Raw genomic sequence first — 24,573 nt, 5'->3', positions numbered from 1 at the left:
CCCGTTCCCCCGCCCCGATGCTGTTCCGGCGCCGCCCGTACACCCGCACCGAGAGGCCCGACATGCCCGTGGACGAACCCCACCCCGCGGGRAGCCCACGCGCACGTCTCGAACTGCGGGCGATCCGGGCTCTGCTGGACGCACAGCGGCGGCGCGTGACCGCGTACGCCGAGCACTACGGCCCCGGCCTGCCGAACCCCACGCCCCCGGCTTCCCCGGCCTCCGTCCCGCCCACCTGCCAGGACGTGCTCGACGCCCTCCCGGTGGCGGCCCTGCTCCTGACCCCCGTGGTCGGTGAGGACGGCGAGGTCCGCGACATCATCCTCCTGGCCCGCAACGCCGTGGCCCGTGCGTACGCGGCGTCCCGGTTTCCCGAGGACGCCGTGCCCCCGTGGACGGGGCCGGTGCCGCTGTTCGAACGCATCCCCTCACTGGCCTCCACCGCCATTCCGGGGATGCTGGCGGAGGCGTACCACCGGCGCACGCCGCAGCAGAGCGACGCGGTGGAGTGGCTGGTGCGCACCCGCTCGGGGCCGGTGCGGATCAGTGTGGAGGTGCGGATCGCGCCCTGCGGCGACCACTTCCTGCTCACCTGGGAACCCGGCGGCCGGCTCCGGATGGCCACCGCGGCCCAGCAGTTGGTCCGCACGTGCTGGGTGGAGTGGAACCTCGCCGACGAGGGCATCCAGCCGTCCCGGGGGTTCCGCCAGGTGCTGGGCCTCGCCGAGGAAGCCCCGCTGCCAAGCCTCTTCGACCTGGCCGCGGCCGCCACACCGGACAGCAGGTCCACGCTGTACCAGGCGCTGTACGACGTCATCCTGCGCAAGCGCACCACCGACTGCGAGCTGCGTTTCGGGGGCGGCGAGCGGGTGTTCCGGATGGTCGCGGAACCCGTGCGCATCGTCCCCGGCGGCCTGGTGTGGGCGCTGCGGGCCGTGCTCATCGACGTCACCACGGACCGGCGGCGGCGCGAGGCGGCCGAGCGGGCCGAGCGCGACGCGCGCCGGGAGCACGAGCGTGCCGAGGCCGTCGCGGAGATCGCGGACGTCCTGCGCGACGCGGTGCTGCCCCACTTCCAGGACGAGCTGGAGACGTACGGCCTGGAGGCGGCGGCCGTCTACCGCCCCGACGCGCCCGGAGCCGGGGTCGGCGGCGACTGGTACAAGGCCCGAGGCCTGCCCGACGGCCGCCTCCTGGTCGCGCTGGGCGACGCCCGGGGCCACGGTCTGGCAGCGGTGACCCTGATGGCCAAACTCCGGTACGCGCTCGCGGGCCTGGCGTACACCTCGCAACCCGTCGAGCTGCTGACGCAGTGGCTCAACGAGGTCGCCTGCGCCGACGCCAGGGAGTCCACGGCCACCGCGATCATCGCCCGCTACCACCCGGATCTCAGCGTGCTGCGCTGGACCTGTGCCGGGCATCCGCGCCCGGTGCTCCTGCGCGACGGCCGCGCGACCCAGCTCCCGGCGCCGGCCGGGGGTCCCGGCCTCACGCTGGGCGTCATGCCGAACACGGTCTACAGCGCCACGGAAACCCCGCTGGAGACCGGCGACATCGTGCTCATGTACTCGGACGGGCTGACCGAGCGCCGCCCGGCCGACCCGGACGCGGACACGCGCCGCTTCCTGCAGGCGGCGGAATGCTGCTTCCGGGAGACCGCGCCGGGCGCGGGCCACGCCGGGCTCCAGGACTACGCCGAACGGCTCGTCGGCCACCTGGACGGCCCGCACCGCACCGACGACGCGACGCTCCTCGCGCTGCGCCGGACCGCCTAGGCGGCACCCGGGGGCGATGTCAGTCGGCTCCCGTATTCTTCCGGCCATTGCTCACCGCCTGGAAGGAACCGAAGAGTTGACCGTCCCGACCGCCTTTCCGCTGCCGTTCCAAGCCTCCCGCTCCGCGTTGTACGCGACGCCCCGGACCCTGCGGGAGCTGGAGATGATCACGTGCAGCGCGCACCTCCGGGCGAAGCCGGGATGGTTCGACAAGATGAACGACCCCGACATCGTCGCCCGGTGGACGAGGGAGGCGACGGCCCAGGGACTCACCGAGGCGCAGGTGCGCTTCGTGCTGGCCGAACTCGCGCGCTACACGGAGCTGCGGGACGCCCGGACCGGCATCGAGGTCTCCGCCGTCGACGGCGTGTGGCAGTCGGACACGCTGATCGACGACGGGCTGCGGTCCCGGCTGCGCGAGGCGGTCCGGGTGCTGGAGGAGGTCCCCGAGGAGAAGAAGGACTGGCATCCGGGCTCGGACGGCCAGGTGCTCGACCTCGTGCACCCCTCGCTGTTCTGCCTGGTGCGTGGCGTGAGCGGCGGACCGGAGCGGGCGTGGGAGAACCCGACGCCGCACTACTGGAAGCACGAGTTCTCGGAGACGTTCCAGTGGCTGCCCACGGACGTCGAGATCGGCGCGGACGGCGAGGTCGCGTTCCGTTCGTACGTGAACAACGTCCACCCCGAGGACCATCGTGAACTGGCCGCCGTGCTGCCCGACCTGTTCGGCCGCATGCGCCCGCTGCTGGAGAACGTGCTCACGGATCTGCGGCACCCGCGGCCTCTGCGGATCAAGATCAACCCCTATGGCTGGTACGACTCCGAGCCGGAGTACCCGGAGGAGGACGACTTCAGCGACAAGGAGGCGTACGAGGAAGCGGTCCGGGCGCACGACGAGGCCATGGACGAGTGGTACCAGAACCGGGAGCCGGTCATCCCGGACGCCCCCGAGTACGCCCCGCCCGCACTGCCGGACGGATTCGCCCCGGTCGATCTGCGCGGGCGCCGCCTCCAGGTCATCGTCAAGCTCGCCACCATCCACCTCACCCCGGAGAAGCCCGAGTACGCCGGCGGTTCCTGGCACGTCGAGGGGATGCTGAACGAGCGGATCGTGTCGACCGGGATCTACTACTGGGACAGCGAGAACATCACGGAGAGCCGGCTGAGCTTCCGGACCGCGCTCGACGACCCGGAGTACGAGCAGAACGACAACAACGGTGTGCGTGACGCCTACGGCCTGGTGGACGAGGACGCGCTGAACCAGGTGCTGGGCTCGGCCACGACCCCGGGGGGCCGCTGCCTGGCGTTCCCGAACGTCCTGCAGCACCGGGTCGGTTCGTTCGGTCTCGCGGACCCCTCCCGCCCCGGGTACCGCAAGATCCTCGCGTTCTTCCTGGTCGACCCGGAGCGGCCGATCGTCTCGACCTCCGACATACCGCCGCAGCAGCCCTGGGCCGACACCACGACCATGACGCTCGAACAGGCGGAGGAGTACCGCGAGCAGCTCATGCGGGAGCGGAAGTTCTTCGTCGACGAGCACAACGAGCAGCTCTACGAGCGGGAGTTCTCCCTCTGCGAGCACTGAGCCGCTCGCACGCCTCCGGGCCGGTCCCGGCCCGGAGGCGGCGGTCCGCCGGCAGGATCAGCGCAGCCCGGCGAAGAGGTCGTTCTCGGGCACGGCGGCGTCGGTGGTGTCCTTGACGCGTACGAAGGTCTCCATGCCCATCAGCTCGGAGAACCGCTCCTTGCCCATCTTGAGGAAGAAGATGTTCTCGCCCTGGCTGGCATGCGCGGCCAGCGAGTCGAACTTCTGGCCGCTGAACGCGGTGGTGTCCACCCAGGTGGTGATCTCCTCGTCGGGCAGGCCGATCTCCGCCATCGCCGCGGCCTCCTCCGGGTCGGGCTCCGGCATGTCCTCGCCGAACTCCCGCATCGTCTCCCCGAAGCGCTGCATCATCGAGCGCGGCGCCGTCGTCCAGTAGACCTTCGGCGTCAGCCCGGTCATCTCCAGCGCGGCCATCGTGATGCGGTTGGCCTGGATGTGGTCGGGGTGGCCGTAGAAGCCGTTCTCGTCATAGGTGACGACCACATCGGGCCGGTAGTGCTCCATCAGCGCCGCGAGCCGTGCGGCGCCCTCCTCCACGGGGGTCCGCCAGAAGGAATGAGGGGCGTCGTTGCTCGGCCAGCCCATCATCCCGGAGTCGGCGTACTCCAGCGTCTCCAGGTCGCTGATCTTCAGCACCTCGCAGCTGGCCTCCAGCTCCCGGCGCCGCATCACGGCGACGGCCGCCGGATCGTGCCCGGGGTCGCCCGGCTTGACGCCTCCGGGCCCGTCACCGCAACCGCCGTCGGTACAGGTCACCAGCACCGTGCGGATTCCTTCCGCCGCATACCGGGCGAGGACGCCACCGGTGCTGGTGGCCTCGTCGTCGGGGTGGGCGTGCACTGCCATGAGCGTCAACGGCCGGTCGGTCATGTCATGGTCCTTCTGTTTGATCACACCTGGATACGGACACACGGCAAAGCGCCGCGCTCCCGGGCCCCGGACTCCGGCGGTGCTCCCGCCCGTACGGTTCCGGCCCCCGCTCGATGCAACCGATCCGGCCGGACCGGCTGTTCCCGGCACGGGAAAGTCGGGGTGCCGCAGCCGCGCGGACCTCCGAACCGGTCACTCGTACCGGTAGGTCAGCGAATCCGCCTCGGCCTGCTCGATGTCGGCGATCGTCAGCTCCGGCATCCGCAGCTGCGCCAGCGTCACCTCGGCGGAGGTCGGCTGCGCGTCGGCCGCCGGCCACTGCTCCGGCTTCCAGGCTCCACTGCGCAGGAGCGACTTGGGGCAGTGCGGGTAGACCTCCTCGATGCCCACCACCAGCGCACTGGCAGGCGGCTTGCCCACAGGCGTCAGCTGCGACAACAGCTCCGGCCGCGTGGAGACACAGGCCCGCCCGTTCACCCGGAGCGTCGTGGTGCGCCCGGGGACGACGAACAGCAGCCCGGCCCGCCCGGTGGCGATGACGTTCTGCAGGGTGTCCAGCCGCTTGTTCCCGGTGGCGTCCGGTATCGCCAGGGTCCCCGAGTCGAGTACGGCCACGAACCCGGCGGGCCCGCCACGCGGCGAAACGTCGCAGCGGCCCTCCTCATCGGCGCTGGCGACCAGAACGAGCGACGAGCAGGCGATCAGCTTCCGTGTCTGCTCCGTGAGTTCGGTCATCTGCTTGCGCAGTGCCGTCTCCTTCGGAACCTCGTAGGCCCGGCGCAGCTCCTCGGGCTCACGCAGGGCGTCGCCCCGAAGCGCCTCGAACGCACTACCGGCAAGAGTTGTCGTCATACCCCCGACCTTACGAGCCCGCCCCGCACCGCTCCCGAGCGCCTCGACGTTCCCAGCTCATCGGACCCGCACGGTGGCACAGCTGAACGTCGTGTCCCGCAGGATCTCCGGCGTGAGGGCGACGCCCGTCAGGTGTTCCGCCAGAGCGAACGCCGCCGGTGACGACAGGTCGGGTTCCGGTTCGTCCTCGTCGAAGTGGAATCCCACCCGACGCATGACGTCGAGGAGGCCGTCGGGTGCGGCGCCCCATCGGTCCTCCGGGAACATCGGGTCGAAGCACAGCCGCAGGTCCCGGTCCTCCGCCCAGAGGAAGGTGCCCACGGCGTTGATGTTCACGAAGTGGGAGACCCAGCTCACCCCCGCGGAGGCCGCCAGGGCGTATTCCTCGGTGACCCCGAGGTAGCCGTTGGGCTCGATCAGGAGCGTCCATTCGCCGACGGTCGTCAGCGCGACCATCTGCCGGGCGCCCTCTTCTCGCTGGAACTCGGCGAAGGCGGCGTCGACCACCGCGTCGATACCGCGCAGGGGCTCCTCCCGCCGCCCGTCGAGGCGGGAGACCAGATCGGCCGGCGTCAGCCCCCGCACCAGGGTGAAGCAGTACGCCTCGGCAATATCCGGAAAGTCGTCCTCGAACCACACATAGTCCGCCCCGGTCGTCGTCATGCCGCACATCCTGCCTTCCGCCACTGACAGTCGAACGGCGCCGAGGTCCTCGTCCGCCGGTAGCGTGATCGCCTGCCACATGGAACGTCCATGCGTCGGCCTCCCGGCAAGGGCGCACGGTGGCGAGCGAGGGGACCACGATGAACGAACCGGCGAAGCCCGAGGTCACGATCCCGGAGGGGCACGCGCCCACCGAACTCACGACGCGCGACCTCGTGGAGGGGGACGGGCCGGAGGCGCGGCCCGGCAGGGTCGTCCAGGTTCACTACGTAGGGGCCGCGTTCGCGTCGGGGCGTGAGTTCGACTCGTCCTGGGAGCAGAACCGCCCGTTCAAGTTCGCCGTCGGCGGCGGCAAGGCCATCAAGGGCCTGGACCGGGGCGTACGGGGAATGAAGCCCGGCGGCCGCCGCGAGATCATCGTTCCCCCGCGCCTGGGCTACGGCAAGCAGTCCCCCTCGCATCTGATCCCGCCGGGCTCAACGCTGATCTTCGTCGTGGACCTGCTCACGGTCGTGGGCCCGTAGGGGCGGCTGCTTCGTGTAGTTGTACACGGTCGCCCGGGAGACACCCAGCTGGTCGGCGATGAGCTGGGCGGAACCGCGGGTCTCGAAGAAGCCCTCGCGATGCAGCTGCCGGACCAGCTCGCTCTTCTGGTCGCGGTTGAGGCCGCGCGGAGTGCTGGAGCGCTGGGCCGCGAAGGAGTCGATGGCGGACCGGAGTTCGCGGTCACCGCGGTCGCGCAGCGTCTCCAGGACCTCGCCCTGGGGCTGCACCTCCGTGGCGACGAGGTTGGCCAGGGTCAGGGCCAGCGGCGACAGCGTGCTGACGTCCAGGTTCAGGCACAGGGCCGCGACATAGCGGCCCTCGGCGTTCTTGATGCCGATCGACGTGCTCTTGGCGGGGCGTCCGTCGGGGAACCGGTTGCTGTAGTTCTGGATCACGCCGGGGTAGTCGGGGTCGGCGATGCGGCGCAGGCCCAGTTCGGTGGCGGGGTCGCCGACCTGCCGTCCGGACAGGTTGTTCTCGATGGCGCGGATGGCATGGTCGGGCCGCCGCAGGTCGTGCAGGACGACCTCGCAGAGGCCGGGGAACATGCGCCCGATGGCGACGGCTATGCGCTCGGCCTCCTGTACGAGGTGCTCGTCGCCCCCACCCATGGGCCGGTCCGTGGGGTCGGTCATCGTCCGCCGCTCGCTTCCTGGCCGTCGTCACCGTGTCCGGAGAACACCGAGGCCATCGTCTCGGCGGACTTCAGCCCCGCTCCGGTGAGCACGACCACCGTCGTCCCGTCCGGAGCGATGTCGCCGGTCGCGATGAAGTGGTCGAGCGTGGCCGCAGCGACGCTGCTGGTCGGCTCGGCGTACAGGCCACGTGCGCTCAGGGCGCGGACGGCGGCATGGATCTCCGCCTCGGGGACGGCGTACGCGGCTCCGCCGGAGCGGCGGATGGCCTGCACCGCCTCGGGCAGCCGGACCGGGTGGGCGATGGAGGCGCCCTCGGCGATCGTCGGCACCCGCTCGCCGCGCGAGTCCGGGTCGACGCCGTTGAAGGTGTCGGCGATGGTCGCCCAGTGCTCGGGCTGCCCGACGAAGAGGCGGGGACGCCTGTCGATCTGACCGGCGTCGAGCAGTTCACCGAACGCGAGGTCGCACCCGATGACATTGCTGCCGGCCCCGGCCACGAGGACCACGTTGTCGGGCGCGGTGAAGCCGAGGGACTCCCACAGCTCGTAGGCGACGGTTTTGGTGCCCTGGATGAACATGGGGTGCCAGTTGTGGCTGGCGTACGGGATCCGCCGGGACTGCCGGATCGCCTCGTCCGCGACCTCGTCCCGCGTACCCTCCACGAGTTCGATCTCGGCTCCGTAGGCGCGGGCCTGGAGGATCTTGGCCGCCGAGGTGGCGGCAGGGACGATGATCTTGGCGCGGATACCGGCAGCGGCGGCGTAGGCGGCGACCGCGGAACCGCCGTTCCCCGAACTGTCCTCAAGGACGCGGTCGGCGCCGTGCGCCGCGAGGTGGGAGATCATCACCGATACACCCCGGTCCTTGAAGCTGGAGGTCGGATTGAACCACTCCAGCTTGAAGTGAACGCGCCGGCCGGCCCAGTCGACCGGGATCATCGGCGTACACCCTTCACCGAGGCTCACCCTGCTCGCCACCGGGACGGGCAGGGCCGCGTGGTAGCGCCACAGTGACCGTTCCGAGGTCTCGATCTGCCCAGGCCGCAGGCCCGGCAGCGCGCTGACGGCGAGAGGACTGCCGTCCTCACCCCGCCACCGGGGGTCGTCCAGGGAGTAGCGCTGCCCGGACCGGTCGTACAGGTCGGCGGCCCCGACGGCTGAAGGCTGTTCGGCGTTCATGGGCGGCTCCGGCTTCCCCTCGCTCGACGTGCTGTCGCGTCGCCGCGTCCGGCGGCGGACATCCATCGCCAGGTTAGACGCCTCGTCCATATCTGAACAAGCCGTCCAACCTCACGGCCGGCGCCCCGTCACCCCAGGAAGCTCAACCGCACCTGGCGGCTGTCGTTCGAGACGTTCGTGTCCACCAGGCAGACCGACTGCCACGTGCCCAGCTCCAGCCGCCCCGCGATCACCGGCAGCGTCGCGTGCGGGGGTACCAGCGCCGGGACCACGTGGTCGCGGCCGTGGCCGGGGGTGCCGTGGCGGTGCTGCCAGCGGTCGTCGGCCGGGAGCAGGGTATGGAGGGCCGCCAGGAGGTCGGCGTCGCTGCCCGCACCGGTCTCCAGGACGGCGATGCCGGCGGTGGCGTGCGGGACGAAGATGTTGAGCAGGCCGTCGCGGCCGGAGGCCGCCCGGGAGAGGAACTGCTCGCAGTCCGGTGTCAGGTCGGTGACGGTCTCCGAGGAGCCCGTCGTCAGGTGCAGGACCGTGGTGGTGAAGGCGGAAGACATAATTCCCATCCTGCCGTCACCCGCGGCCCGAGCCGCTGAACGCGCGTGTGCTGCGCGTCGGGCGGGCAGGGGAAGATCCGCGGGCCCGCCGTAGTTGGTAGAAGCGTGAACGATATCGGGATGCGCTCGGTGGACGTCGTGGTGATCGGCGCCGGACAGGCGGGGCTGTCGGCCGCGTACCACCTGCGGCGCGTGGGCCTGGAGCCGGACCGCGACTTCGCGGTCCTCGATCACGCGCCGGCTCCCGGCGGCGCATGGCAGTTCCGGTGGCCGTCGCTGACGTACGGCAAGGTGCACGGCATGCACGCGCTGCCCGGGATGCGGCTGACCGGTGCGGACGACGAGCGGCCCTCGTCCGAGGTCATCGGCGCGTACTTCGACCGGTACGAGCGCGCCTTCGGGCTGCGCGTGCACCGCCCGGTCGAGGTCAGCGCCGTACGGGAGGGTGAAGGCGGCCGGCTGCTCGTCGAGACCTCCGAGGGGACGTATGCCACGCGCGCCCTGATCAACGCCACCGGCACATGGGACCGGCCCTTCTGGCCGCGCTACCCGGGGCAGGAGACCTTCCTGGGCCGGCAGCTGCACACGGCCGGCTACCCGGGCCCGGCCGAGTTCGCCGGGAAACGGGTGGTCGTGGTCGGCGGCGGGGCCTCCGGTACGCAGCACCTGATGGAGATCGCCGAGGTGGCGGCGGAGACCCACTGGGTGACGCGCCGGCCGCCGGTCTTCCGGGAAGGCCCCTTCGGCGAGGACCAGGGGCGGGCGGCCGTGGCCATGGTGGAGGACCGGGTGCGGCGGGGGCTGCCGCCGCAGAGTGTGGTGAGCGTGACCGGGCTGCCCGTCAACGACGCCATCCGCAGCGCCCGCGAGTCCGGGGTGCTCGACCGGCTGCCCATGTTCGACCGGATCACACCGTCCGGTGTCGCCTGGGACGACGGCCGCAGCATCGACGCCGACGTCATCCTCTGGGCCACCGGCTTCCGCGCGGCCATCGACCATCTCGCCCCGCTCCGGCTGCGTGAGCGCGGCGGCGGCATCCGGGTCGAAGGCACCCGGGCCGCACGCGATCCGCGCGTCCACCTCGTCGGCTACGGGCCCTCCGCCAGCACCATCGGCGCCAACCGTGCCGGGCGCGCCGCCGTGCGGGAGATCATGGAGCTGCTGGAGGGGGGAGCGCCTGATCCGGCCCTCGCCAGGGACTCCGTGTACGCCTGAGACCAGCCGGTCATCCCCCCGCGCCGCGGCGGTTCCGGTTGAACTCCGCCACATTGCGCTGCTGCTCCGCGTAGTCGTCCGTGAAGCGGGTGTCGCCCGGGGCCACCGTCACGAAGTACAGCCAGGGGCCGGGGGTGGGTTTGATCGCCGCGGTCATCGCCTGCTCCCCCGGGTTGCTGATCGGGGTGGGCGGGAGGCCCTTGTGCGCATAGCTGTTGTACGGGCTGTCGAGCTTCGTGTCGCCCGTGGTGGTGTCCAGTGTGCTGCGGTTCAACGCGTAGTTGAGGGTGGAGTCCATCTGGAGCGGCATGCCCCGGTCGAGCCGGTTGTGGATGACCCGGGCCACCTTGCCCATGTCCGCCTCGGTGTCCGCCTCCGCCTGGACGATGCCGGCGATGGTCACCGTCTGGTAGACGGTCACATCGTTGCGCCGCGCACCCGCCGTGATGTGGTTCGCGCCGAAGCGCTCGACCGCCGTGTCGACCATGTAGCGCAGCAGGCTCTTCGGGGCGGTGGCGGCGGTGACGGGGTACGTCGCCGGGTAGAGATAACCCTCGGGGTTCCCCTTCGCCGCGGCCGGAAGCGGCAGGTCCGACGTGGGCGCGGCCTTCCCGGTGGTGCCGGCGGGCTCGCCGAGGGCCTTGTCGACGGCCGCGTAGACCTGGGTGGCCCGCCACCCCTCGGGGATGACCAGTGTGCGGGCCGCCTCCTCGGTCTTCGGCTCCCTGGTGAGCAGGGGGACGAGCACGGCGGCGGCCACGACGAGGGCCAGAAGGGTGCCGATGAGCAGCGTCAGGCGACCGCGTCGGGTCAGGCGCGTTCTGCGGCGGGGCGGGGTGACCGCCTGCGGACGGTAGCGACCGGGTGAGGCGGCGGGAGCGGGGGCAGGCATGCGTACAGCATAGATACAACATGCACGCAAGCACTGTCCGCGTCCACGATGTGAGCGGGGGAGCCGGTCGCTACCGTCCGCAGGACAGCAGAAGGGTCGTGCTCCTGTCCTCCTCGGTGATGTCCCGGACATGCTGGAAGCCCACCTTCCGCAGGGCCGCCAGCGAGGCCGTGTTCGGCTCGGCCACGGTCGCGTACACCTGCTCCAGGTCCAGCGTCTCGAAGCCGTACGCGACGATCCTCCGCGCGAGTTCGGTGCCGAGGCCCTGACCCCACGCCTCGTACGCGAGGGCGTAGATCAGCTCATGCCCCTCGACGGCCTTCGACGGCTTGATCTCCGCGTGGCCGACCATCCGGCCGTCCCGGCGCACCGCCCAGACGTCGAACGCATCGGGCTCGTACACGTGCGTGAAGATGCGGGAGAAAAGGGCGCGGTGGTTCTCCTCGGGCTCGGGGCCGTCGCCCATCCAGCGCGACACCCGCTCGTCCATGAAGAGGGCGACGAAGTCCTCCTCGTCGGCCGGCACGTACGGTTCGAGCAGCAGGCGTTCGCTGCGCAGGGAAGACGTCATGCCGGGGACGTTATCCCGGCCCCTGGGCGGAGGGCGCGTCGTTTTCCACCAGCCGCAGCGTCGGGCGCGGTGGGGCGAACTCGCCGAGGCCGAGCGCCGCCTCGCGCCAGTGCGCGGCCAGTTCGAGCAGGCGCTCGTCGTCCTGCCGGAAGGCCGGCGGCGGCACGTCCGGCACGGTCCGCCACAGGATCGTCGCGGCGAAACGGACCGCGTGCAGCGCGGCCGTCGTATGCGCCTCGACCCCGTCCTCCCCCAACTGCCGCAACGCCTCCAGGCGCTCGGCAAGGGCCAGGAGCTCGCCGTATGTCCTGACGGACTCCTGCGCACGCACGACATCGTCCACGGTTACCTCCGGCCTCGGGGGCGCTCGGCGCACCTGTCGTCGCGGTACGTCGGGCCGGCTCGCCGATCCCCGTGCCGGACCACGCGCACCGGGGCTCGGATGTGACGCCGATGGTAGCCCCTGGCCACGGCGCGCCCTCGCCTCCCGAATCCCGAATGCCCGTTCCCCGGGCCCGGATGTCGTAAAAAATCACCCCCGTGAGGATTACAACCAAGAGGCGCGGTCATCCGTCTTACCAGCGCGCGGCACCGTCATGTGGCCGCATTCCAGGGGCATTTGGAGCGTTTAAGTTGAAACTCGGCATTAAGGGCATAAGGCGCGGATCCGCGACCGCCACGGTGGCCCTCACGACGGGCGCCCTGATCGCGGGCGCCGCGTTCGCCTCCTCGGCGCAGGCCGCCGCACCCAAGGCGCCCTCGATCGTCGCCAAGGGCGGCTTCGTGATGAACAACGGCACCGGAAAGACGCTGTTCACCAAGGCCGCGGACACCCGCCGCTCCACCGGTTCGACCACGAAGATCATGACCGCCCGTGTGGTGCTGGCCCAGAAGGGCCTGAACCTCGACTCCAAGGTCACGATCCAGAAGGCGTACAGCGACTACATCGTCTCCAAGGGCGCGTCCTCGGCGCGGCTGATCGTGGGCGACAAGGTCACCGTGCGCCAGCTGCTCTACGGCCTCATGCTGCCGTCGGGCTGCGACGCCGCGTACGCTCTGGCCGACAAGTTCGGCTCCGGTTCGACGCGCGCGGCGCGGGTGAAGTCGTTCATCGGCAAGATGAACAGCACCGCCAAGACGCTGGGCCTGAAGAACACGCACTTCGACTCGTTCGACGGCATAGGGAACGGGTCCAACTACTCGACCCCGCGCGATCTGACGAAGCTCGCGAGCAGCGCGATGAAGTACTCCACGTTCCGCTCGGTCGTGAAGACGAAGTCGACGAAGCAGAAGGTCACGACGAAGAGCGGCGGCTACCGCTACATGTCGTGGACCAACACGAACAAGCTGCTGGGCACGTACAGCGGCACGATCGGCATCAAGACGGGCTCCGGCCCGGCGGCCAAGTACTGCCTGGTCTTCGCCGCGACCCGCAACGGCAAGACGGTGATCGGCACGGTGCTGACCTCGTCGTCCGAGGCGAACCGCACGGCGGACGCGAAGAAGCTGATGGACTACGGCTTCAAGAAGTAGGCCTTCAGTACGGAGAAGGGCCCTGCACACCACGGTGTGCGGGGCCCCTCGCTCTTCCCGGCGTCAGCCGGCCCCGCACATCTCGCGGTCCATGAGCGTGAGCATGGCCGCCTCCGTGTCCCGCCCGCCGTCGTTGTTGATGTAGACCGCGGCGCTCCGGCCGCCGTCCGGTGTGGCACCGGCCCAGGCGGTGTAGCCGAGCAGTTCGCCCCGGTGCCCGAAGTAGGTGCCGCCGCAGGACAGCGGGATCTCGGCGATCCCGAGCCCGTACCCCACTCCCAGCTCGGGCGCGTCCTCGGCGGCCGTCATCTCGGCCAGCTGTGCCGGTTCGAGCAGCCGTCCGCCGAGCAGTGCGGCATAGAACCGGGTCAGGTCGTGCGCCGTGCTGACGATCGCACCGGATCCGATGGCCATGCTCGGGTCGAGCGTCGTCACGTCGGTGTCCTCGCCGGTGCCGAACGCGGCGTAGCCGTGGGCGTGCGGACCCCGGACGAACGGGAACGTGCCGGGCACGGAGGTCCCGCTCAGGCCCAGCGGACTGATGATCCGGGCCTCCACCTCACGGGCCCAGCTGCGGCCGGTGACCTTTTCGATGATCATCGCGGCGAGGACGTAGTTGGTGTTGGAGTACGACCAGCCCTTGCCCGGAGGGAACTTGGGCGAATCGCTCACGGCGATCCGCACGAGCTCCCCGGGCGTGTACGTACGGAACCGCTCCGCGCGGTAGCCGGGCGCGCTGTTCAGCGCGGCGATCCCGGGGGCCACGTCCCTGAGGCCGCTGGTGTGCCGCAACAGCTGCCGTACGGTGATGAGACGGCCGTCGTTGCCATGACCCCGGACCACGCCCGGCAGCCAGTGCTCGACGGTGTCGTCCAGCGACATCCGTCCCTTCTCCGCGAGTTGCAGGACCACCGCGGCGGTGAAGGTCTTGGTGGCGCTGCCAATCCGGAACCTGCCGCCCCAGGGCATCGGCCTTCCGCTGCCCGCATCGGCCGAACCGGCACGCGCGACTGTCCGGCCGCCCGGCGCGGACACCTCGGCCAGCACGCCGAGGGCTCCCGTCCGGTGAATCGCGTCCACCTCCCGCTGGAGCGGGTCGACGGCGCGCGGCTGTGCAGCCGCCGCGGGCAGTCCGGTCGCCGAGGCGAGGAGTACGGCGGTGAGACCGGCCAGGACGGCGATTCCCCGCCGACGCTGTGTCATGGCGCGCATGGTGATCCGTTTCTCTGTGCCGGTGCGGTGGGGCACCGCCCGGTCATGGACCCCCATCGCACCAGCGGGGGCCCGCGCCGGCCCATCCCGTGGCCACCCGGACGAGCCGGGGAGTCAACCCCCCGGTGGCACGGGGGTGTTCCCCCGAACCACCCGCTCCTCCGTACCACCGCCGGAAAAGCGGTGGAACACCGCGCCGGCCCCCGCTACCTTGCTGCCGGGCCATGCCATCGCCGGCGTGCCCGTCGACTCGCCGTCCACGAAAGGGCGTCCGTTGTACATCGCGTGAGACCTCCCACTGCTGATCGGTCGCGCGTCGCACCCTGTGCGCCGTGCTGCTTCCCGCTGCGGATTTCTCACACTGGAACCGGTGTACTCCTGTGCTCACCCATTGGGCCGTCATGCCCACACGCCTGCCCCTCGTCCTGCGCCGCTGCCACGCGTGCGCGTCCGGCAGCTTCCGCCCGTACGGCAAGTTCCGCGTCAACGCGAACCACAAGCTGCTCGACGCCTGGCTCCTCGCGCTCTGCACGGGGTGCGGGGACACCACCAAGCTCACGGTGCTGGAGCGGGCGCACGTCCGCTCCGTGCCCCCTGAGCTGCTGGACCGGATGCACGCCAACGACCCGGCCCTGGCGGCCGGACTCCTGCAGGACGGCGTCGTCCTGCGCCGCAACCACGTGGCCCTCGACTGGACGGGCGCCTGGCGCCTGGACACCGGGGGCGACGCCCGCCCGGACCACGAGGCGATCGACGTGTCGGTCCGCTTCGGGGCCCGGATACCGGTCCGTCCGCTGCGCCTGATCGCGGACGGCTTCGGTCTCTCACGGGCCGAGGCGGAACGCCTGCTGGCCGACGGGAAGCTCGTCTCGGCGACGCGCCTGACCGGTCGGACGTCCGGCGACTTCGGCTTCCTGCTGAAGCGGTGAGGCGGCGGGGCCGGGTCTTGCGCGGACCCGGCCCCGGACCCGCGTACCCCCGTCAGTGCGCCGCGAGCCGTCCCACGAGTCCGATCGCGCGGGCCAGCAACTCCCGCTCCTCCTCGGTCAGTTCCGCGTCGATGGCGCGGGCCAGCCAGTCGGCCCGGCGGTCGCGCTCCTCCTCCAGGAGCGTGCGCCCGGCGCCCGACAGCTCGACGAGGCTCTTGCGGCCGTCGGTGGGGTGGGCGCGGCGCGTGATCAGCCCCTGGTCCATGAGCAGTCCGACGGCGCGCGCCATGGACTGCGGCCGCACCCGCTGGTTGGCGGCGAGCTCGCTGGTGGTCAGGGCGCCGTTGCGGTCCAGCTCGCCGAGGACGGCCACCTGGCCGAGCGGCATCTGGTCCTCAAGCTTCACGCGGCGGGTGAGCTTGCCCATCGCTGTACGCAGCTCGGCGGCGATGGAGGCGGATTCCGGGAGGGGCATACCGCACTTTAGCGCGGGGGCGGAAACAGGACAGCAGACTGAACAGCACAACTGAACAGCCGCACTGAACAGCATTGCTGTACAGTTTCTTCTGCCGGGTCCAGCGCCACCGTCGTCGCAGCCGGACCGCGGCACGCGACAACGAGAAGGACCTCTCCCATGACCGCCATCACTTCCGTCACCGGCCGCCGCGTCCTGGACAGCCGGGGCAACCCCACCGTCGAGGTGGACGTGCAGTTGTCGGACGGCTCGCTCGGCCGCGCCGCGGTCCCCTCCGGCGCCTCCACCGGCGCCCGCGAGGCCGTGGAACTGCGCGACGGCGACCCTGCCCGCTGGCACGGCAAGGGCGTCGACCAGGCCGTGCGCCACGTCAACACGGAGCTGACCGAGGCCGTCACCGGCCGGGACGCGGAGGACCAGGCCGGGCTCGACGCGGCGCTCGTCGAGGCGGACGGCACGGCCACCAAGTCCCGGCTGGGCGCCAACGCGATCCTGGGCGTGTCCCTGGCGGCCGCCAAGGCCGCGGCGGCCGCGCACCGCCTGCCGCTCTACCGGTACCTGGGCGGGCCGGGCGCCCGGCTGCTGCCCGTACCGATGATGAACATCGTCAACGGGGGCGCCCACGCGGACAATCCGCTGGACTTCCAGGAGTTCATGATCGCCCCGATCGGCGCGGAGACCTTCGCCGAGGCGGTCCGGATGGGCTCGGAGATCTTCCACACCCTGCGCCGCGACCTGCTCGCCGCCGGCCACTCCACGGGCGTGGGCGACGAGGGCGGCTTCGCACCCGCCCTCCGTACGGCGGAGGAGGCGCTGGACTTCGTCGTGGCGGCCGTCGAGCGCACGGGGTACCGGCCGGGCACGGACATCGGCCTGGTCATGGACCCGGCGACGTCGGAGTTCTTCCGCGACGGTGTGTACGACTACGCCGGCGAAGGCGTGCGCCGCACCCCGGAGGAGCACGCGGAGTACCTGGTGAAGCTGATCGACGCGTACCCCGTCGTCTCCATCGAGGACGCGATGGCGGAGGACGACCTCGACGGCTGGCGCGCGCTGACCGCCCGCGTGGGCGAGCGCTGCCAGCTGACGGGCGACGACGTGTTCTGCACGAACGACGCCCTGCTGCGGGCGGGCATCGCCTCCGGGGTCGCCAACTCCGTACTGGTGAAGGTCAACCAGATCGGCACCCTCACCGAAGCGATGACGACGGTCGACACGGCCCACCGCGCGGGCTACACCGTCGTCATGTCCCACCGCTCGGGCGAGACGGAGGACACCACCATCGCGGACCTGGCCGTCGCCACGGGCTGCGGCCAGATCAAGACGGGCTCCCTCTCCCGCTCCGACCGCACGGCGAAGTACAACCAGCTGATCCGCATCGAGGAGGAACTGGGCACAAGCGCCCGCTACGCGGGCACGGAAGCACTGAACCGCCGGTAGCCGGCCGGCCCGGTCATCCCAGATACGGCTGATCACGGCCTTCCAGGTAGTGGCCGAGACGCAGCCGCTGCGTGTGGTGCATCGGCAGTTCGCCGATCTCCGCCGGCGGTACGAAACGCAGCTCCGTCGACTCGTCCGAGAGGGCGAGCCGGCCGCCGATGACCCGGGCCGTGAAGCAGACGTTGAACTGACGCCGCACTTCGCCGTCGCGGTACGCGATGACGTGCCGGGGGTCGGTGTACGTACCGACGAGCCCGGTGATCTCGACATCGAGCCCCGTCTCCTCCTTGACCTCCCGCACCGCTGTGCCGGGCAGCGAGTCCCCCATGTCCATCCCGCCACCGGGCAGCGCCCACAGGCCGTTGTCGCTGCGGCGCTGAAGCAGAATCCGCCCGCCCGCGTCCGTGACCACCGCGGAGGCGGCGACGACGAGACTGTTCGGCTCCGGGGCGTCCGGGTCGTCGTAGTACTCCGTACGGCGTGCCATGGGCTCAACCTTCCTGCACGGGGGTGGCCGGGGCCCCCTCACCCGCTCAGGTCCGCCACCAGCCGCCTGGCCAGGGGTCCCGAGGAGGCCGGGTTGTGGCCGGTGTAGAGGTTGCGGTCCACCTCCAGGTGGGGGCGGAACGCTCCGTCGGCTCCGCGCACCTTGCCCTAAAATGTGTACGGCGCTCACATCGACGAGGGGATGCGGGCACCGCACACACGAAAGGGCGTGTCCCGTGCCTCAGGCGTCCACCTACCACCACGGCGACCTGCACGCCGCCTGCCTGCGCGCCGCGCGGGAGCTGCTGGAGGAGGACGGCAGCGCCGCCCTCTCGATGCGCGCCGTCGCCCGGCGCGCGGGGGTGTCCCCGACCGCGCCCTACCGGCACTTCCCGGACCGCGAGGCGCTCGTCTCCGCCGTCGCGGCCGAGGGCTACCGGGAACTCGCCGAACGCCTGGCCACCGCGCACCCGGCGCCGGCGAGCCCCGGTGAACTCGCGGACGTCGCCGTCGCCTACGTACGCTTCGCGCTCGACCATCCCGCGCTGTTCCGGGCGATGTTCGCGGAGCCCTGCGACCCGGACAGCGAGGAGCGGGTCGCCGCGACGGAGGCCATCGCGGAGTACGTACGCTCCATCGTCCGCCGCGCCTTCCCCGACGTCGACCCGGAGGCGCTCTGGACCTCGGTCTGGGCCCTCGTCCACGGCCTGGCCTTCCTGCATCTGGACGGCAAGCTCAGCACCGCCGCGCCGGAGGCGGTACGCGACCAGGTCCGGGCCGCGGTCCTCGCGCTGTTCGCCGCGGCGCCGGCGATCCCGGGGGCGCCCGCGCCCTGACGGGCGGCCCCTCCCGCCCAGGACACCACGGGACATTCCCTCTATATTCGGAAAATGCGCTGCACAGGCATCGCGCCCTTCGTCCCGACACGGACAAGGGCCACGGGGTGAAGGACCCCGGCCGGCTCGAGGCGCTGCGGCTGGCGGGGCTGACCGCGGCGGCCGATCCCGGCATGGACCGCTTCGCGCGGCTGGTCACGCGCGTCCTGCGCGTCCCGGTGTCCCTGGTCTCGCTGCTGGAGGCCGACCGGCAGGTGTTCCCCGGCATGGCCGGGATGTCCGGCTACTGGGCGGCCCGCCGCGAGACCCCGCTGTCCCACTCGTTCTGCCAGCACGTCGTCGCGGACGGCGGGCCGCTGATCCTCGGCGACACCCGGACGCACCCCCGCACCTGCGCCAGCCTCGCCATCCCCGACCTCCAGGTGATCGCGTACGCCGGGATGCCGCTCACCGACGCCGACGGGCATGTCCTCGGGTCGCTCTGCGCCATCGACCACCAGCCCCGGACATGGACGGCGGACGAGCTGCGCGACCTGGAGGACCTGACCGCCGCCTGCTCGATGGAGCTGCGGCTGCGGATCGCCTCGGAGCTGATCCAGCGGGACCGCGACCACGCCGGTCTCCTGCTGCGCGCCTCCATCGAGCTGGCCCACGCACGCGATCTCACGGATCTCACGCGCCGCCTCCGCCACCTGTTCCAGGGGCCGGCGGAGCCCACGTACGTGGGTCTGCTCCTGGCCGACGGCCAGGGGCTGTGGCGCGTCATCGACCCGGACGACATACGGCCGGTGGAGAGCGCCATCGACCGTCTGGGCCAGGACGCGGCCTTCCCCAGCACGCTGGCCATGCGCGAGCAGCGCACCGTCTTCGTCCCGGACCACGCGGCCCTCGTGGCCGGCTTCGGTCCCGACGCGGTCGCCGGGTACGACTCGCTGGGCCTCGAATCGGTCCTGTGCGTCCCGCTGCCGAACCGGCGCGGCGTCCTGACGTGGTGCTGGTCCCGCCCGCACGTCCTGGCCCCGACCGAGGAGGCCGTCCTGACCACGGTGGCCGGATACGTCAGCCAGGCCGTGGAGCGCACCCGCTTCGTGGCCAACCGGCTCAGCACCGCCGAGCAGCTCCAGGCCGCGATGCTGACCGAACTGCCGGACGTGCCGGGCCTGGACATGGCGGCCCTGTATCTGCCCGCCGCCGACCAGGACATGGTGGGCGGCGACTGGTACGACGCGTATCCGCTGCCCACGGCGCCGCCCGCGACCCGGCCCGCCCTCATGCTCTCGATCGGTGACGTCATCGGCCACGACGTCCGGGCCGCCACCGTCATGGGCCAGATCCGCAGCATGCTCCGTCAGGCGAGCCTCGACGACCCGGCCCACTCGCCGGCCACCGCCCTCGACGCGATCGACCGGGCCATCGACACCCTGCCGCTCGGCCTGGGCGCCACGGCGGTCCATGCCCGCCTCGACCTCGACGACGGCCGGTGGCAACTGACCTGGTCCAATGCCGGACACCCTCCGCCGCTGCTGCACACCCCGGACGGCGGCGTCTCGATCCTGGACGACCACGACATGATCCTCCTCGGCACGTCGGACGACCCGCCCCGCCACGACCACACCCGCGACCTCCCGCCGGGCAGCGTGCTCCTCCTCTACACGGACGGCCTGGTCGAACGCCGCGACGAGGACATCGACGCCGGCACCGCGTACACGGCCGCCGTACTCGACCGCCACGCCGACAAGCCCTTGCCGCTCCTCCTGGAAGCCCTCTCCACAGGGCTCTCGGAGATCCCGCAACGCGACGACGTGGCGGTGCTCGTGGTGCGGGTCACCGGAGACGGCCGCTGACCGGACCGGAGCGCGAAGAGCAAAGGTTCGCCAATCAAGAGGGCCCGATATCCGAAAGCCTCCGCACGCGGCATCCCCCGGCTCTAACATCACCGCATGGGGATACGCGGAGCACTTCCGGAATCGTCGAAGATCGTTTCTCACAGAATTCCCGGCGGTGCGAGATGACCGTCCCTTCGCCGGAATCCACCGGCACGTGGCTCCTCGGCCGGGTATTCGGTTCGCCCTCCCTCGTCGTCACCACCTTCCTGGTCGCAAATGCCCTGTGGGCGTGGTGGAGCCTCGGAAGAAGTACGGTGGCCACGGCGGCTACGGTATTCAACCGCGCACAGGACCGGCTGGGGCCGCAGACCCTGAAAGTCGGAGCGACCTGGCGGATCACGGTGGCATGGGCCTTGTTCTACGCCCTGGCGTCCTTCGTGACCCAGATCTGGGCAGGATCCCAGTTCTCCCCCGGCCAGGGCGGCGGAATCGAGGAATTGCTTCTCTGGTCGGCCGCTTTCGGTGCCATCACGGTGGCCGGCTGTTTCTACCTCACCCCGTCGCAGGGCCCCCGCCACGGGGACCCCCGGTGGGCGCCCTACGTCGGGATGATGGGCGGCTACGTGTGCGGCCTCATCTGGGCCGTCATCGTGTTCACGAAGCGCGGGCCGGAGCCGGGGGACTGGTGGGTCTGCCCCGCGATGAGCTGTGTCGGCGCGCTCGGCTCCGCACTGCGCATGCGGATCCGAGCCCGCGCCTCACACTGATCCCCTACGCGAACTCCGCGCTGAAGCTCGGCTTTCCGTTCCACTTGCTCGGGCTCACGACGACGACCAGCCTCCGCCCGACGGGAACGTCGAACTCCTGCGCGGCGCCTTTGTTTCCTCGCTGCTGCAAACCGCATTCGACGCGGTGGACCCCCGGAGTAACGGTGACGAGGAAACTCTTTCCCGAGGTGAGGTCACCCACGTGTTCCGAGTCCACCCAGACCGCCATGGGCACCAGAGATCCGGTGATCTTGGAAACCCTTCGGATTTCCAATTGCGTCACTCCGCCCGGCGAATCGATACCGCACTGGGGACAGCTACGCGCACTGTCCGATACCTGTTGTTCGCACTCGCGACATGCCACCATTGCCACGGCTGGCCCCCCTAGGAATCCGCCCGGTCGGCTTGGATCCCGACATGCTCCCACAGGAAAGTGCCACCGCACCCGGTTACTGACGGGAAAGCTTTTTCCGAATCGGTGATCGCCTATTCGCACGGGCCCCTGCCCCGCCCATGGTTCCGCCCGCGGAGTTGGGCCGGAGCCGGTCCGCCCCGGCGGGGCTCGCCTCCGCACGCGTACAACACCAACAGCAACGCGGCCCTGAGGCAGTGTCAGGCGCAGATCCGTTTGAAGTCGCTCGCACCCGGCCGGGCACGGAAGTGGACCTCGTGGCCGGCGTCGTCGGTGAAAACCGCCTTCCCGCCGGGCTTCAAGGTCATCGTGCCGCGCTGGGTGGGATTCCCCCACCCGTCGGGCGGGTTGCCCGAGCCGTCGGAAAGAGGGGTGACCGCTTCGAAGTACGTCGAGCCGACGCGGGCCTCGTCGATTCCGCAATGCGTGTAGAGGTCGTAGGGGACCGTCCGGTTGGACGGCGTCGACCGGACAGCTATGTCGTCGTCACCTCTGGCCGTCCCGCAGCCCGTGAGCACCCCGCCCGCCAGCACAGCAGCGACGACGGCCTTCCCGATTCGCACAGTCATGGCGCTGCGACGCACAGGCCGGGCAGACGGTTCCACGGCTTCGTCCTCCCACGGACAGCACGTGCCGGATTGCCCGGTCCGCCCCTGTATCCCGGCGAGTTCGAGCAGCACGTAGGCTGCGCGCTTCGAGGACGCGCACCGAGGAAGGGCTGCAGGTCATGGCAACGGGGGAGCGGCGCCGGTGGGTGCCCGGCGGGCGGCCACTCGGCATAGCGGCGGTCGTGCTCGCCGTCCTCGCGGGCGGCGGCTGGCTGGCCAAACCGCTGTGGCAGCCCTGGTGGTACGCGGCGACAATCTGCGGAGGCAGCCTGTCGGGCGGCGAACTCGCCGAACTCCTGCCGAGGGAACGGCTCCAGGCGGCCAAGGACACCTTCGGCTCCGGCCAGGACCTGCTCAGGTGCGGGGTGAACGAGAACGACGGCCGTCACTTCGTCCTCCACATCGAGTCGCAGCTCGACACGGGCGAGCCGCTGGGCCCGCTGGGCATGGAGTTCACCGTCCCGCGAGACCCGCACTACGTCTACAGCAGCTCGGTCCCCGGGTTCTACGGCAAGTTCGGCCCCGTGATCGTCCAGGAGTGCCCGAAGCTCGGCCGCGATTCCGAAGGCCGCGCCCGGCGCCTCGTCACCAAGCTCTACACCCACGGGGTGGAGAGCAACGCGTCCCCCGAGTCGCTGCGCACGGCGGTACGCATAGCCAACGGCGCCAATGCCGAGACCGGCTGCGGAGCGGGTTCGCTGCCGCTGCCGGACCGGGTCGAACCCTCCCGGGCCCTGTCCCTCGCCCAGGCGAAGAGCACGATGTGCGGCTGGCTGTCCCGGGCCGACCTGCCGGCGAGCCCGTCCGGCAAGAAGTGGCAGGTGCTCGCGCCCACGCACGAGGACGCCTCGATCACCAGCTGCTCGCTCGTCGACTCCGGGACCGGCGAGTCCGCCGTGAACCTCACCGGCTGGTACGGCGACTGGTCGGACAAGCCGTTCGAGAGGCTGCTCGCGGGCAACGTACGGATCCCGGAGAAGGGCAGCCCGAACGATGCGCTGCTCGGCAGGACGCTGGGTCGGGCCAAGGCCCGGTGCGCGGGGGAATCGGCGAACTTCCTCGCCACCAGCTACGCGCCGACCCGCGACGCGTCGGCGCTCCCGATGAGCGAGGTACGGCAGCTCCTGAACGCGTTCACGACGGACCAGGCCGAGCGCCGCGGCTGCACCGGTCTGGAGCTGCCGAGCCCGACGGTGTACCCGGACGCGGACTGACGGGATACGCGATGGGGCGCCACCGCCGCCGCTACTGCACGAGCGACAGGGATGCGCGGAAGGCGTCCCACGCGGTGGGGGTGAGCACGAGGACGGGGCCGGCGGCCCGCTTGGAGTCCCGTACGGCGACGGTGCCGGGCACGTTGCGGGCGACCTCGACGCAGTCCTTCTCCAGAGTGCTGTAGCTGGACTTGACGAAGCGGAACTCGGGCATGCGGCCTCAGCTCCTCGTATCCATGGCGGACGGCTCGCACATCCCGTGCGTGAAAGCGTTCCAGGCCGCGGGCGCCACCACCATGACCGCGCTGACCGGCATCTTCGAGTCCCGTACGGCGACGGCGCCCGGCACGTTGCGGGCGACCTCGACACACTCCCGTTCCGGGGTGCTGTAGCTGGACTTCACGAACTGGAATGCGGTCATTGCTGCACTTCCTTGGCGATGCTCTCCATGAACCGAACCGAATCATGAGGCGACAGGCTCACAGCCATCAGGTGGTCGAACACCTTAGAAAACTCGGCGCTCTCCCCCGCGTCCTCCACCCAGATCGTCGAACGCGGGGTGTCCATGTGCACGACGTCGACGGCCTCATCCTCACCGAAGGACAGGATGTTAAAGGGGCCGCCGGTGCCCGGGTACGCACCTACCCGGAAGGGCAGAACCTGGATCTGGACATTGGTCCGCTCGGCAAGGTGACACAGGTGAGCCACCTGGCGCCCCATGACAAGTGGCCCACCGACCACCTGCCGCAATGCGCCCTCCCAGACCACCGCGTGGATGCGCAATGGATCCTCGGCGTACAGCCGTTGCTGGCGCCTGGCTCGCGCCGCAACAGTATTCTCGATCCAGTCGAGGTCATCACCTGACATGCTTGCGACGGCCAACGCTCTTGTGTACTCAGCAGTCTGGAACAGGCCCGGAATCAGCGCCACCTGCCACTGTCTGATCCTGATCGCCGCATCTTCCATGGCAATGTACTCAGCCTGTGTGGCAGGTGTCGGAGTGTCGTTCCACCAGCCCTTGACCTTGCGCCGGTCGCGGTCGGTCTTCGCGAGACCCAGCAGGCCTGTGAGGGCCCCCTCATCCACCATCCCGTACAGCTCGCACAGCGCTCGGATGTCCGGATCGCGCATGGGAACCCATCCGCTCTCCATCTTGACCACCTTGGTCTGGGTGGCGCTCAGGACTTCAGCCGCTTCGCGCTGAGTCTTGCCCGCCGCCACCCGCAGACGCTGCAACTCACCACCCAGGCGCCGACCGAGAACGGTCGAGACCCGGTTGCCAATCGCCCTCTTGCCAGATGCCTGCATATCGACCTCCCGGTGAACGGGTCCAGTGTCGCAGCTAGTTGAGCTCGCGCGAGTCATCCGTAACCCGTATGGGGAATATATTTCCGGGACTCTTGAACCCGGCGACTCGCCGCCGCTACGTTCAGCCTCAACCCGGCTACGCACCGGCACCGCGCAGCGGAAGCGCACCG

29 protein-coding genes are annotated in these 24,573 nt (G+C 70.8%); 11 read left to right on the top strand and 18 right to left on the bottom strand.

Annotation, left to right across the window (positions count from 1 at the left end):
- Together EAO73_RS14115 and EAO73_RS14110 are read left to right on the top strand one after the other, a co-directional pair.
- Positions 1 to 1,775, top strand: a 1,775-nt coding sequence (locus EAO73_RS14115) for a PP2C family protein-serine/threonine phosphatase (RefSeq protein WP_224756291.1), incomplete at its 5' end; no start/stop codon positions are given.
- A gap of 76 nt (positions 1,776 to 1,851) precedes the next feature.
- Positions 1,852 to 3,360, top strand: coding sequence for a DUF4246 domain-containing protein (locus EAO73_RS14110; protein WP_147971867.1), 1,509 nt, complete (start codon positions 1,852 to 1,854; stop codon positions 3,358 to 3,360).
- A 57-nt stretch (positions 3,361 to 3,417) separates the two neighbouring features.
- Here EAO73_RS14110 and EAO73_RS14105 read toward each other — a convergent pair whose 3' ends face one another.
- From EAO73_RS14105 to EAO73_RS14095, 3 genes are all read right to left on the bottom strand, one after another.
- Positions 3,418 to 4,251, bottom strand: a complete 834-nt coding sequence (locus EAO73_RS14105; RefSeq protein WP_147971866.1) for a PIG-L family deacetylase — start codon at positions 4,249 to 4,251, stop codon at positions 3,418 to 3,420.
- 192 nt (positions 4,252 to 4,443) lie between these two features.
- Positions 4,444 to 5,103 carry an MSMEG_1061 family FMN-dependent PPOX-type flavoprotein gene (locus EAO73_RS14100; RefSeq protein WP_147971865.1) on the bottom strand — a complete coding sequence of 220 codons (660 nt, stop codon included), beginning with the start codon at positions 5,101 to 5,103 and terminating at the stop codon, positions 4,444 to 4,446.
- A gap of 57 nt (positions 5,104 to 5,160) precedes the next feature.
- Complete coding sequence (locus EAO73_RS14095) at positions 5,161 to 5,766, bottom strand: DUF6461 domain-containing protein (protein ID WP_147971864.1); 606 nt, start codon at positions 5,764 to 5,766, stop codon at positions 5,161 to 5,163.
- Between the two features lie 140 nt (positions 5,767 to 5,906).
- Between EAO73_RS14095 and EAO73_RS14090 the strand changes: the two genes are divergently transcribed.
- Complete coding sequence (locus EAO73_RS14090; RefSeq protein ID WP_147971863.1) at positions 5,907 to 6,290, top strand: FKBP-type peptidyl-prolyl cis-trans isomerase; 384 nt, start codon at positions 5,907 to 5,909, stop codon at positions 6,288 to 6,290.
- On the opposite strand, the gene EAO73_RS14085 is transcribed toward EAO73_RS14090, so the two are convergent.
- The 3 genes from EAO73_RS14085 to EAO73_RS14075 all read right to left on the bottom strand — a co-directional run bounded on the left by EAO73_RS14085 (position 6,243) and on the right by EAO73_RS14075 (position 8,679).
- Positions 6,243 to 6,947, bottom strand: coding sequence for a transcriptional regulator (locus tag EAO73_RS14085; protein ID WP_147971862.1), 705 nt, complete (start codon positions 6,945 to 6,947; stop codon positions 6,243 to 6,245). The two genes, EAO73_RS14090 and EAO73_RS14085, sit on opposite strands and share 48 nt — an antisense overlap.
- On the bottom strand, positions 6,944 to 8,128 hold the full coding sequence (locus EAO73_RS14080) for a threonine synthase (RefSeq protein WP_147971861.1): 1,185 nt from the start codon (positions 8,126 to 8,128) through the stop codon (positions 6,944 to 6,946). The genes EAO73_RS14085 and EAO73_RS14080 overlap by 4 nt, the downstream gene beginning before the upstream one ends.
- Positions 8,129 to 8,256: 128 nt before the next feature.
- Positions 8,257 to 8,679 carry a YjbQ family protein gene (locus EAO73_RS14075; RefSeq protein WP_147971860.1) on the bottom strand — a complete coding sequence of 141 codons (423 nt, stop codon included), beginning with the start codon at positions 8,677 to 8,679 and terminating at the stop codon, positions 8,257 to 8,259.
- 120 nt (positions 8,680 to 8,799) lie between these two features.
- On the opposite strand from EAO73_RS14075, the gene EAO73_RS14070 reads away from it, so the two are divergent.
- Positions 8,800 to 9,894 carry an NAD(P)-binding domain-containing protein gene (locus tag EAO73_RS14070; RefSeq protein WP_147971859.1) on the top strand — a complete coding sequence of 365 codons (1,095 nt, stop codon included), beginning with the start codon at positions 8,800 to 8,802 and terminating at the stop codon, positions 9,892 to 9,894.
- 10 nt (positions 9,895 to 9,904) lie between these two features.
- On the opposite strand, the gene mltG is transcribed toward EAO73_RS14070, so the two are convergent.
- The 3 genes from mltG to EAO73_RS14055 form a co-directional block, all read right to left on the bottom strand.
- A complete protein-coding gene (mltG, locus tag EAO73_RS14065) occupies positions 9,905 to 10,786 on the bottom strand; it encodes an endolytic transglycosylase MltG (protein ID WP_147971858.1) in 882 nt (293 codons plus the stop codon).
- Positions 10,787 to 10,856: 70 nt separating this feature from the next.
- Positions 10,857 to 11,357, bottom strand: coding sequence for a GNAT family N-acetyltransferase (locus EAO73_RS14060; protein WP_147971857.1), 501 nt, complete (start codon positions 11,355 to 11,357; stop codon positions 10,857 to 10,859).
- A gap of 10 nt (positions 11,358 to 11,367) precedes the next feature.
- On the bottom strand, positions 11,368 to 11,700 hold the full coding sequence (locus EAO73_RS14055; protein WP_147971856.1) for a hypothetical protein: 333 nt from the start codon (positions 11,698 to 11,700) through the stop codon (positions 11,368 to 11,370).
- A gap of 290 nt (positions 11,701 to 11,990) precedes the next feature.
- Between EAO73_RS14055 and EAO73_RS14050 the strand changes: the two genes are divergently transcribed.
- Positions 11,991 to 12,890 (top strand): D-alanyl-D-alanine carboxypeptidase family protein, encoded by a 900-nt coding sequence (locus tag EAO73_RS14050; protein WP_191134057.1) that lies wholly within the window; start codon positions 11,991 to 11,993, stop codon positions 12,888 to 12,890.
- Positions 12,891 to 12,953: 63 nt separating this feature from the next.
- On the opposite strand, the gene EAO73_RS14045 is transcribed toward EAO73_RS14050, so the two are convergent.
- Entirely contained in the window at positions 12,954 to 14,102 is a 1,149-nt protein-coding gene (locus EAO73_RS14045; protein WP_147971855.1) for a serine hydrolase domain-containing protein, read from the bottom strand.
- 380 nt (positions 14,103 to 14,482) lie between these two features.
- On the opposite strand from EAO73_RS14045, the gene EAO73_RS14040 reads away from it, so the two are divergent.
- Entirely contained in the window at positions 14,483 to 15,031 is a 549-nt protein-coding gene (locus EAO73_RS14040; protein ID WP_147971854.1) for a DUF1062 domain-containing protein, read from the top strand.
- A 52-nt stretch (positions 15,032 to 15,083) separates the two neighbouring features.
- Here the strand turns inward: EAO73_RS14040 and EAO73_RS14035 are convergent, their stop codons facing one another.
- Positions 15,084 to 15,506 (bottom strand): MarR family winged helix-turn-helix transcriptional regulator, encoded by a 423-nt coding sequence (locus tag EAO73_RS14035; protein ID WP_147971853.1) that lies wholly within the window; start codon positions 15,504 to 15,506, stop codon positions 15,084 to 15,086.
- A gap of 159 nt (positions 15,507 to 15,665) precedes the next feature.
- Between EAO73_RS14035 and eno the strand changes: the two genes are divergently transcribed.
- Positions 15,666 to 16,946, top strand: a complete 1,281-nt coding sequence (gene eno / locus EAO73_RS14030; protein WP_147971852.1) for a phosphopyruvate hydratase — start codon at positions 15,666 to 15,668, stop codon at positions 16,944 to 16,946.
- A gap of 13 nt (positions 16,947 to 16,959) precedes the next feature.
- Here eno and EAO73_RS14025 read toward each other — a convergent pair whose 3' ends face one another.
- Together EAO73_RS14025 and EAO73_RS14020 are read right to left on the bottom strand one after the other, a co-directional pair.
- Complete coding sequence (locus EAO73_RS14025) at positions 16,960 to 17,433, bottom strand: NUDIX hydrolase (protein ID WP_147971851.1); 474 nt, start codon at positions 17,431 to 17,433, stop codon at positions 16,960 to 16,962.
- 38 nt (positions 17,434 to 17,471) lie between these two features.
- Positions 17,472 to 17,594 carry a hypothetical protein gene (locus EAO73_RS14020; protein ID WP_412074593.1) on the bottom strand — a complete coding sequence of 41 codons (123 nt, stop codon included), beginning with the start codon at positions 17,592 to 17,594 and terminating at the stop codon, positions 17,472 to 17,474.
- Positions 17,595 to 17,668: 74 nt separating this feature from the next.
- Here EAO73_RS14020 and EAO73_RS14015 point away from each other — a divergent pair, with 74 nt between their 5' ends.
- The 3 genes from EAO73_RS14015 (at position 17,669) to EAO73_RS14005 (ending at position 20,861) form a co-directional block, all read left to right on the top strand.
- Positions 17,669 to 18,268, top strand: coding sequence for a TetR/AcrR family transcriptional regulator (locus EAO73_RS14015; RefSeq protein ID WP_147971850.1), 600 nt, complete (start codon positions 17,669 to 17,671; stop codon positions 18,266 to 18,268).
- 107 nt (positions 18,269 to 18,375) lie between these two features.
- Positions 18,376 to 20,112, top strand: a complete 1,737-nt coding sequence (locus tag EAO73_RS14010; protein ID WP_147971849.1) for a GAF domain-containing SpoIIE family protein phosphatase — start codon at positions 18,376 to 18,378, stop codon at positions 20,110 to 20,112.
- Positions 20,113 to 20,276: 164 nt separating this feature from the next.
- The gene (locus EAO73_RS14005) at positions 20,277 to 20,861 is read left to right on the top strand and encodes a hypothetical protein (protein WP_147971848.1); all 585 of its coding nucleotides are present in this window, start codon (positions 20,277 to 20,279) and stop codon (positions 20,859 to 20,861) included.
- Positions 20,862 to 20,865: 4 nt separating this feature from the next.
- Here the strand turns inward: EAO73_RS14005 and EAO73_RS14000 are convergent, their stop codons facing one another.
- Positions 20,866 to 21,234, bottom strand: coding sequence for a hypothetical protein (locus EAO73_RS14000; RefSeq protein ID WP_147971847.1), 369 nt, complete (start codon positions 21,232 to 21,234; stop codon positions 20,866 to 20,868).
- A 239-nt stretch (positions 21,235 to 21,473) separates the two neighbouring features.
- The gene (locus tag EAO73_RS13995; RefSeq protein WP_224756289.1) at positions 21,474 to 21,953 is read right to left on the bottom strand and encodes a hypothetical protein; all 480 of its coding nucleotides are present in this window, start codon (positions 21,951 to 21,953) and stop codon (positions 21,474 to 21,476) included.
- Positions 21,954 to 22,000: 47 nt separating this feature from the next.
- Between EAO73_RS13995 and EAO73_RS13990 the strand changes: the two genes are divergently transcribed.
- Positions 22,001 to 23,095, top strand: coding sequence for a hypothetical protein (locus tag EAO73_RS13990; protein ID WP_147971846.1), 1,095 nt, complete (start codon positions 22,001 to 22,003; stop codon positions 23,093 to 23,095).
- A gap of 31 nt (positions 23,096 to 23,126) precedes the next feature.
- On the opposite strand, the gene EAO73_RS13985 is transcribed toward EAO73_RS13990, so the two are convergent.
- From EAO73_RS13985 to EAO73_RS13975, 3 genes are read right to left on the bottom strand one after another with little or no spacing between them, the layout of a single operon-like run.
- Complete coding sequence (locus tag EAO73_RS13985) at positions 23,127 to 23,309, bottom strand: DUF397 domain-containing protein (protein ID WP_147971845.1); 183 nt, start codon at positions 23,307 to 23,309, stop codon at positions 23,127 to 23,129.
- A 6-nt stretch (positions 23,310 to 23,315) separates the two neighbouring features.
- Positions 23,316 to 23,516, bottom strand: a complete 201-nt coding sequence (locus tag EAO73_RS13980; protein WP_147971844.1) for a DUF397 domain-containing protein — start codon at positions 23,514 to 23,516, stop codon at positions 23,316 to 23,318.
- Positions 23,513 to 24,403: a helix-turn-helix domain-containing protein gene (locus tag EAO73_RS13975; RefSeq protein ID WP_147971843.1), complete on the bottom strand. Its 891-nt coding sequence runs from the start codon at positions 24,401 to 24,403 to the stop codon at positions 23,513 to 23,515. Before EAO73_RS13975 ends, EAO73_RS13980 begins: the two co-directional genes overlap by 4 nt.
- Positions 24,404 to 24,573 lie beyond the last annotated feature (170 nt).

Source organism: Streptomyces sp. col6 (assembly GCF_008042035.1).
In the GTDB taxonomy this organism is placed as follows: Bacteria; Actinomycetota; Actinomycetes; order Streptomycetales; family Streptomycetaceae; genus Streptomyces.
The sequence above is the reverse complement of the archived record's forward strand: the minus strand, read 5'-3'. Positions and strand labels throughout refer to the sequence as shown.

Bases quoted from the DNA above. Each gene is read 5' to 3' on its own strand.
- EAO73_RS13975 (WP_147971843.1), bottom strand. From the start codon at position 24,403: ATGCAGGCATCTGGCAAGAGGGCGATTGGCAACCGGGTCTCGACCGTT.
- EAO73_RS14085 (WP_147971862.1), bottom strand. From the start codon at position 6,947: ATGACCGACCCCACGGACCGGCCCATGGGTGGGGGCGACGAGCACCTC.
- EAO73_RS13980 (WP_147971844.1), bottom strand. From the start codon at position 23,516: ATGACCGCATTCCAGTTCGTGAAGTCCAGCTACAGCACCCCGGAACGG.
- EAO73_RS14045 (WP_147971855.1), bottom strand. From the start codon at position 14,102: ATGCGCGCCATGACACAGCGTCGGCGGGGAATCGCCGTCCTGGCCGGT.
- EAO73_RS14080 (WP_147971861.1), bottom strand. From the start codon at position 8,128: ATGAACGCCGAACAGCCTTCAGCCGTCGGGGCCGCCGACCTGTACGAC.
- eno (WP_147971852.1), top strand. From the start codon at position 15,666: ATGACCGCCATCACTTCCGTCACCGGCCGCCGCGTCCTGGACAGCCGG.
- EAO73_RS14060 (WP_147971857.1), bottom strand. From the start codon at position 11,357: ATGACGTCTTCCCTGCGCAGCGAACGCCTGCTGCTCGAACCGTACGTG.
- EAO73_RS13985 (WP_147971845.1), bottom strand. From the start codon at position 23,309: ATGCCCGAGTTCCGCTTCGTCAAGTCCAGCTACAGCACTCTGGAGAAG.
- EAO73_RS14035 (WP_147971853.1), bottom strand. From the start codon at position 15,506: ATGCCCCTCCCGGAATCCGCCTCCATCGCCGCCGAGCTGCGTACAGCG.
- EAO73_RS14070 (WP_147971859.1), top strand. From the start codon at position 8,800: ATGCGCTCGGTGGACGTCGTGGTGATCGGCGCCGGACAGGCGGGGCTG.
- EAO73_RS14105 (WP_147971866.1), bottom strand. From the start codon at position 4,251: ATGACCGACCGGCCGTTGACGCTCATGGCAGTGCACGCCCACCCCGAC.
- EAO73_RS14075 (WP_147971860.1), bottom strand. From the start codon at position 8,679: ATGTCTTCCGCCTTCACCACCACGGTCCTGCACCTGACGACGGGCTCC.
- EAO73_RS14100 (WP_147971865.1), bottom strand. From the start codon at position 5,103: ATGACGACAACTCTTGCCGGTAGTGCGTTCGAGGCGCTTCGGGGCGAC.
- EAO73_RS14095 (WP_147971864.1), bottom strand. From the start codon at position 5,766: ATGACGACGACCGGGGCGGACTATGTGTGGTTCGAGGACGACTTTCCG.
- mltG (WP_147971858.1), bottom strand. From the start codon at position 10,786: ATGCCTGCCCCCGCTCCCGCCGCCTCACCCGGTCGCTACCGTCCGCAG.
- EAO73_RS13990 (WP_147971846.1), top strand. From the start codon at position 22,001: ATGGCAACGGGGGAGCGGCGCCGGTGGGTGCCCGGCGGGCGGCCACTC.
- EAO73_RS14025 (WP_147971851.1), bottom strand. From the start codon at position 17,433: ATGGCACGCCGTACGGAGTACTACGACGACCCGGACGCCCCGGAGCCG.
- EAO73_RS14005 (WP_147971848.1), top strand. From the start codon at position 20,277: ATGACCGTCCCTTCGCCGGAATCCACCGGCACGTGGCTCCTCGGCCGG.
- EAO73_RS14090 (WP_147971863.1), top strand. From the start codon at position 5,907: ATGAACGAACCGGCGAAGCCCGAGGTCACGATCCCGGAGGGGCACGCG.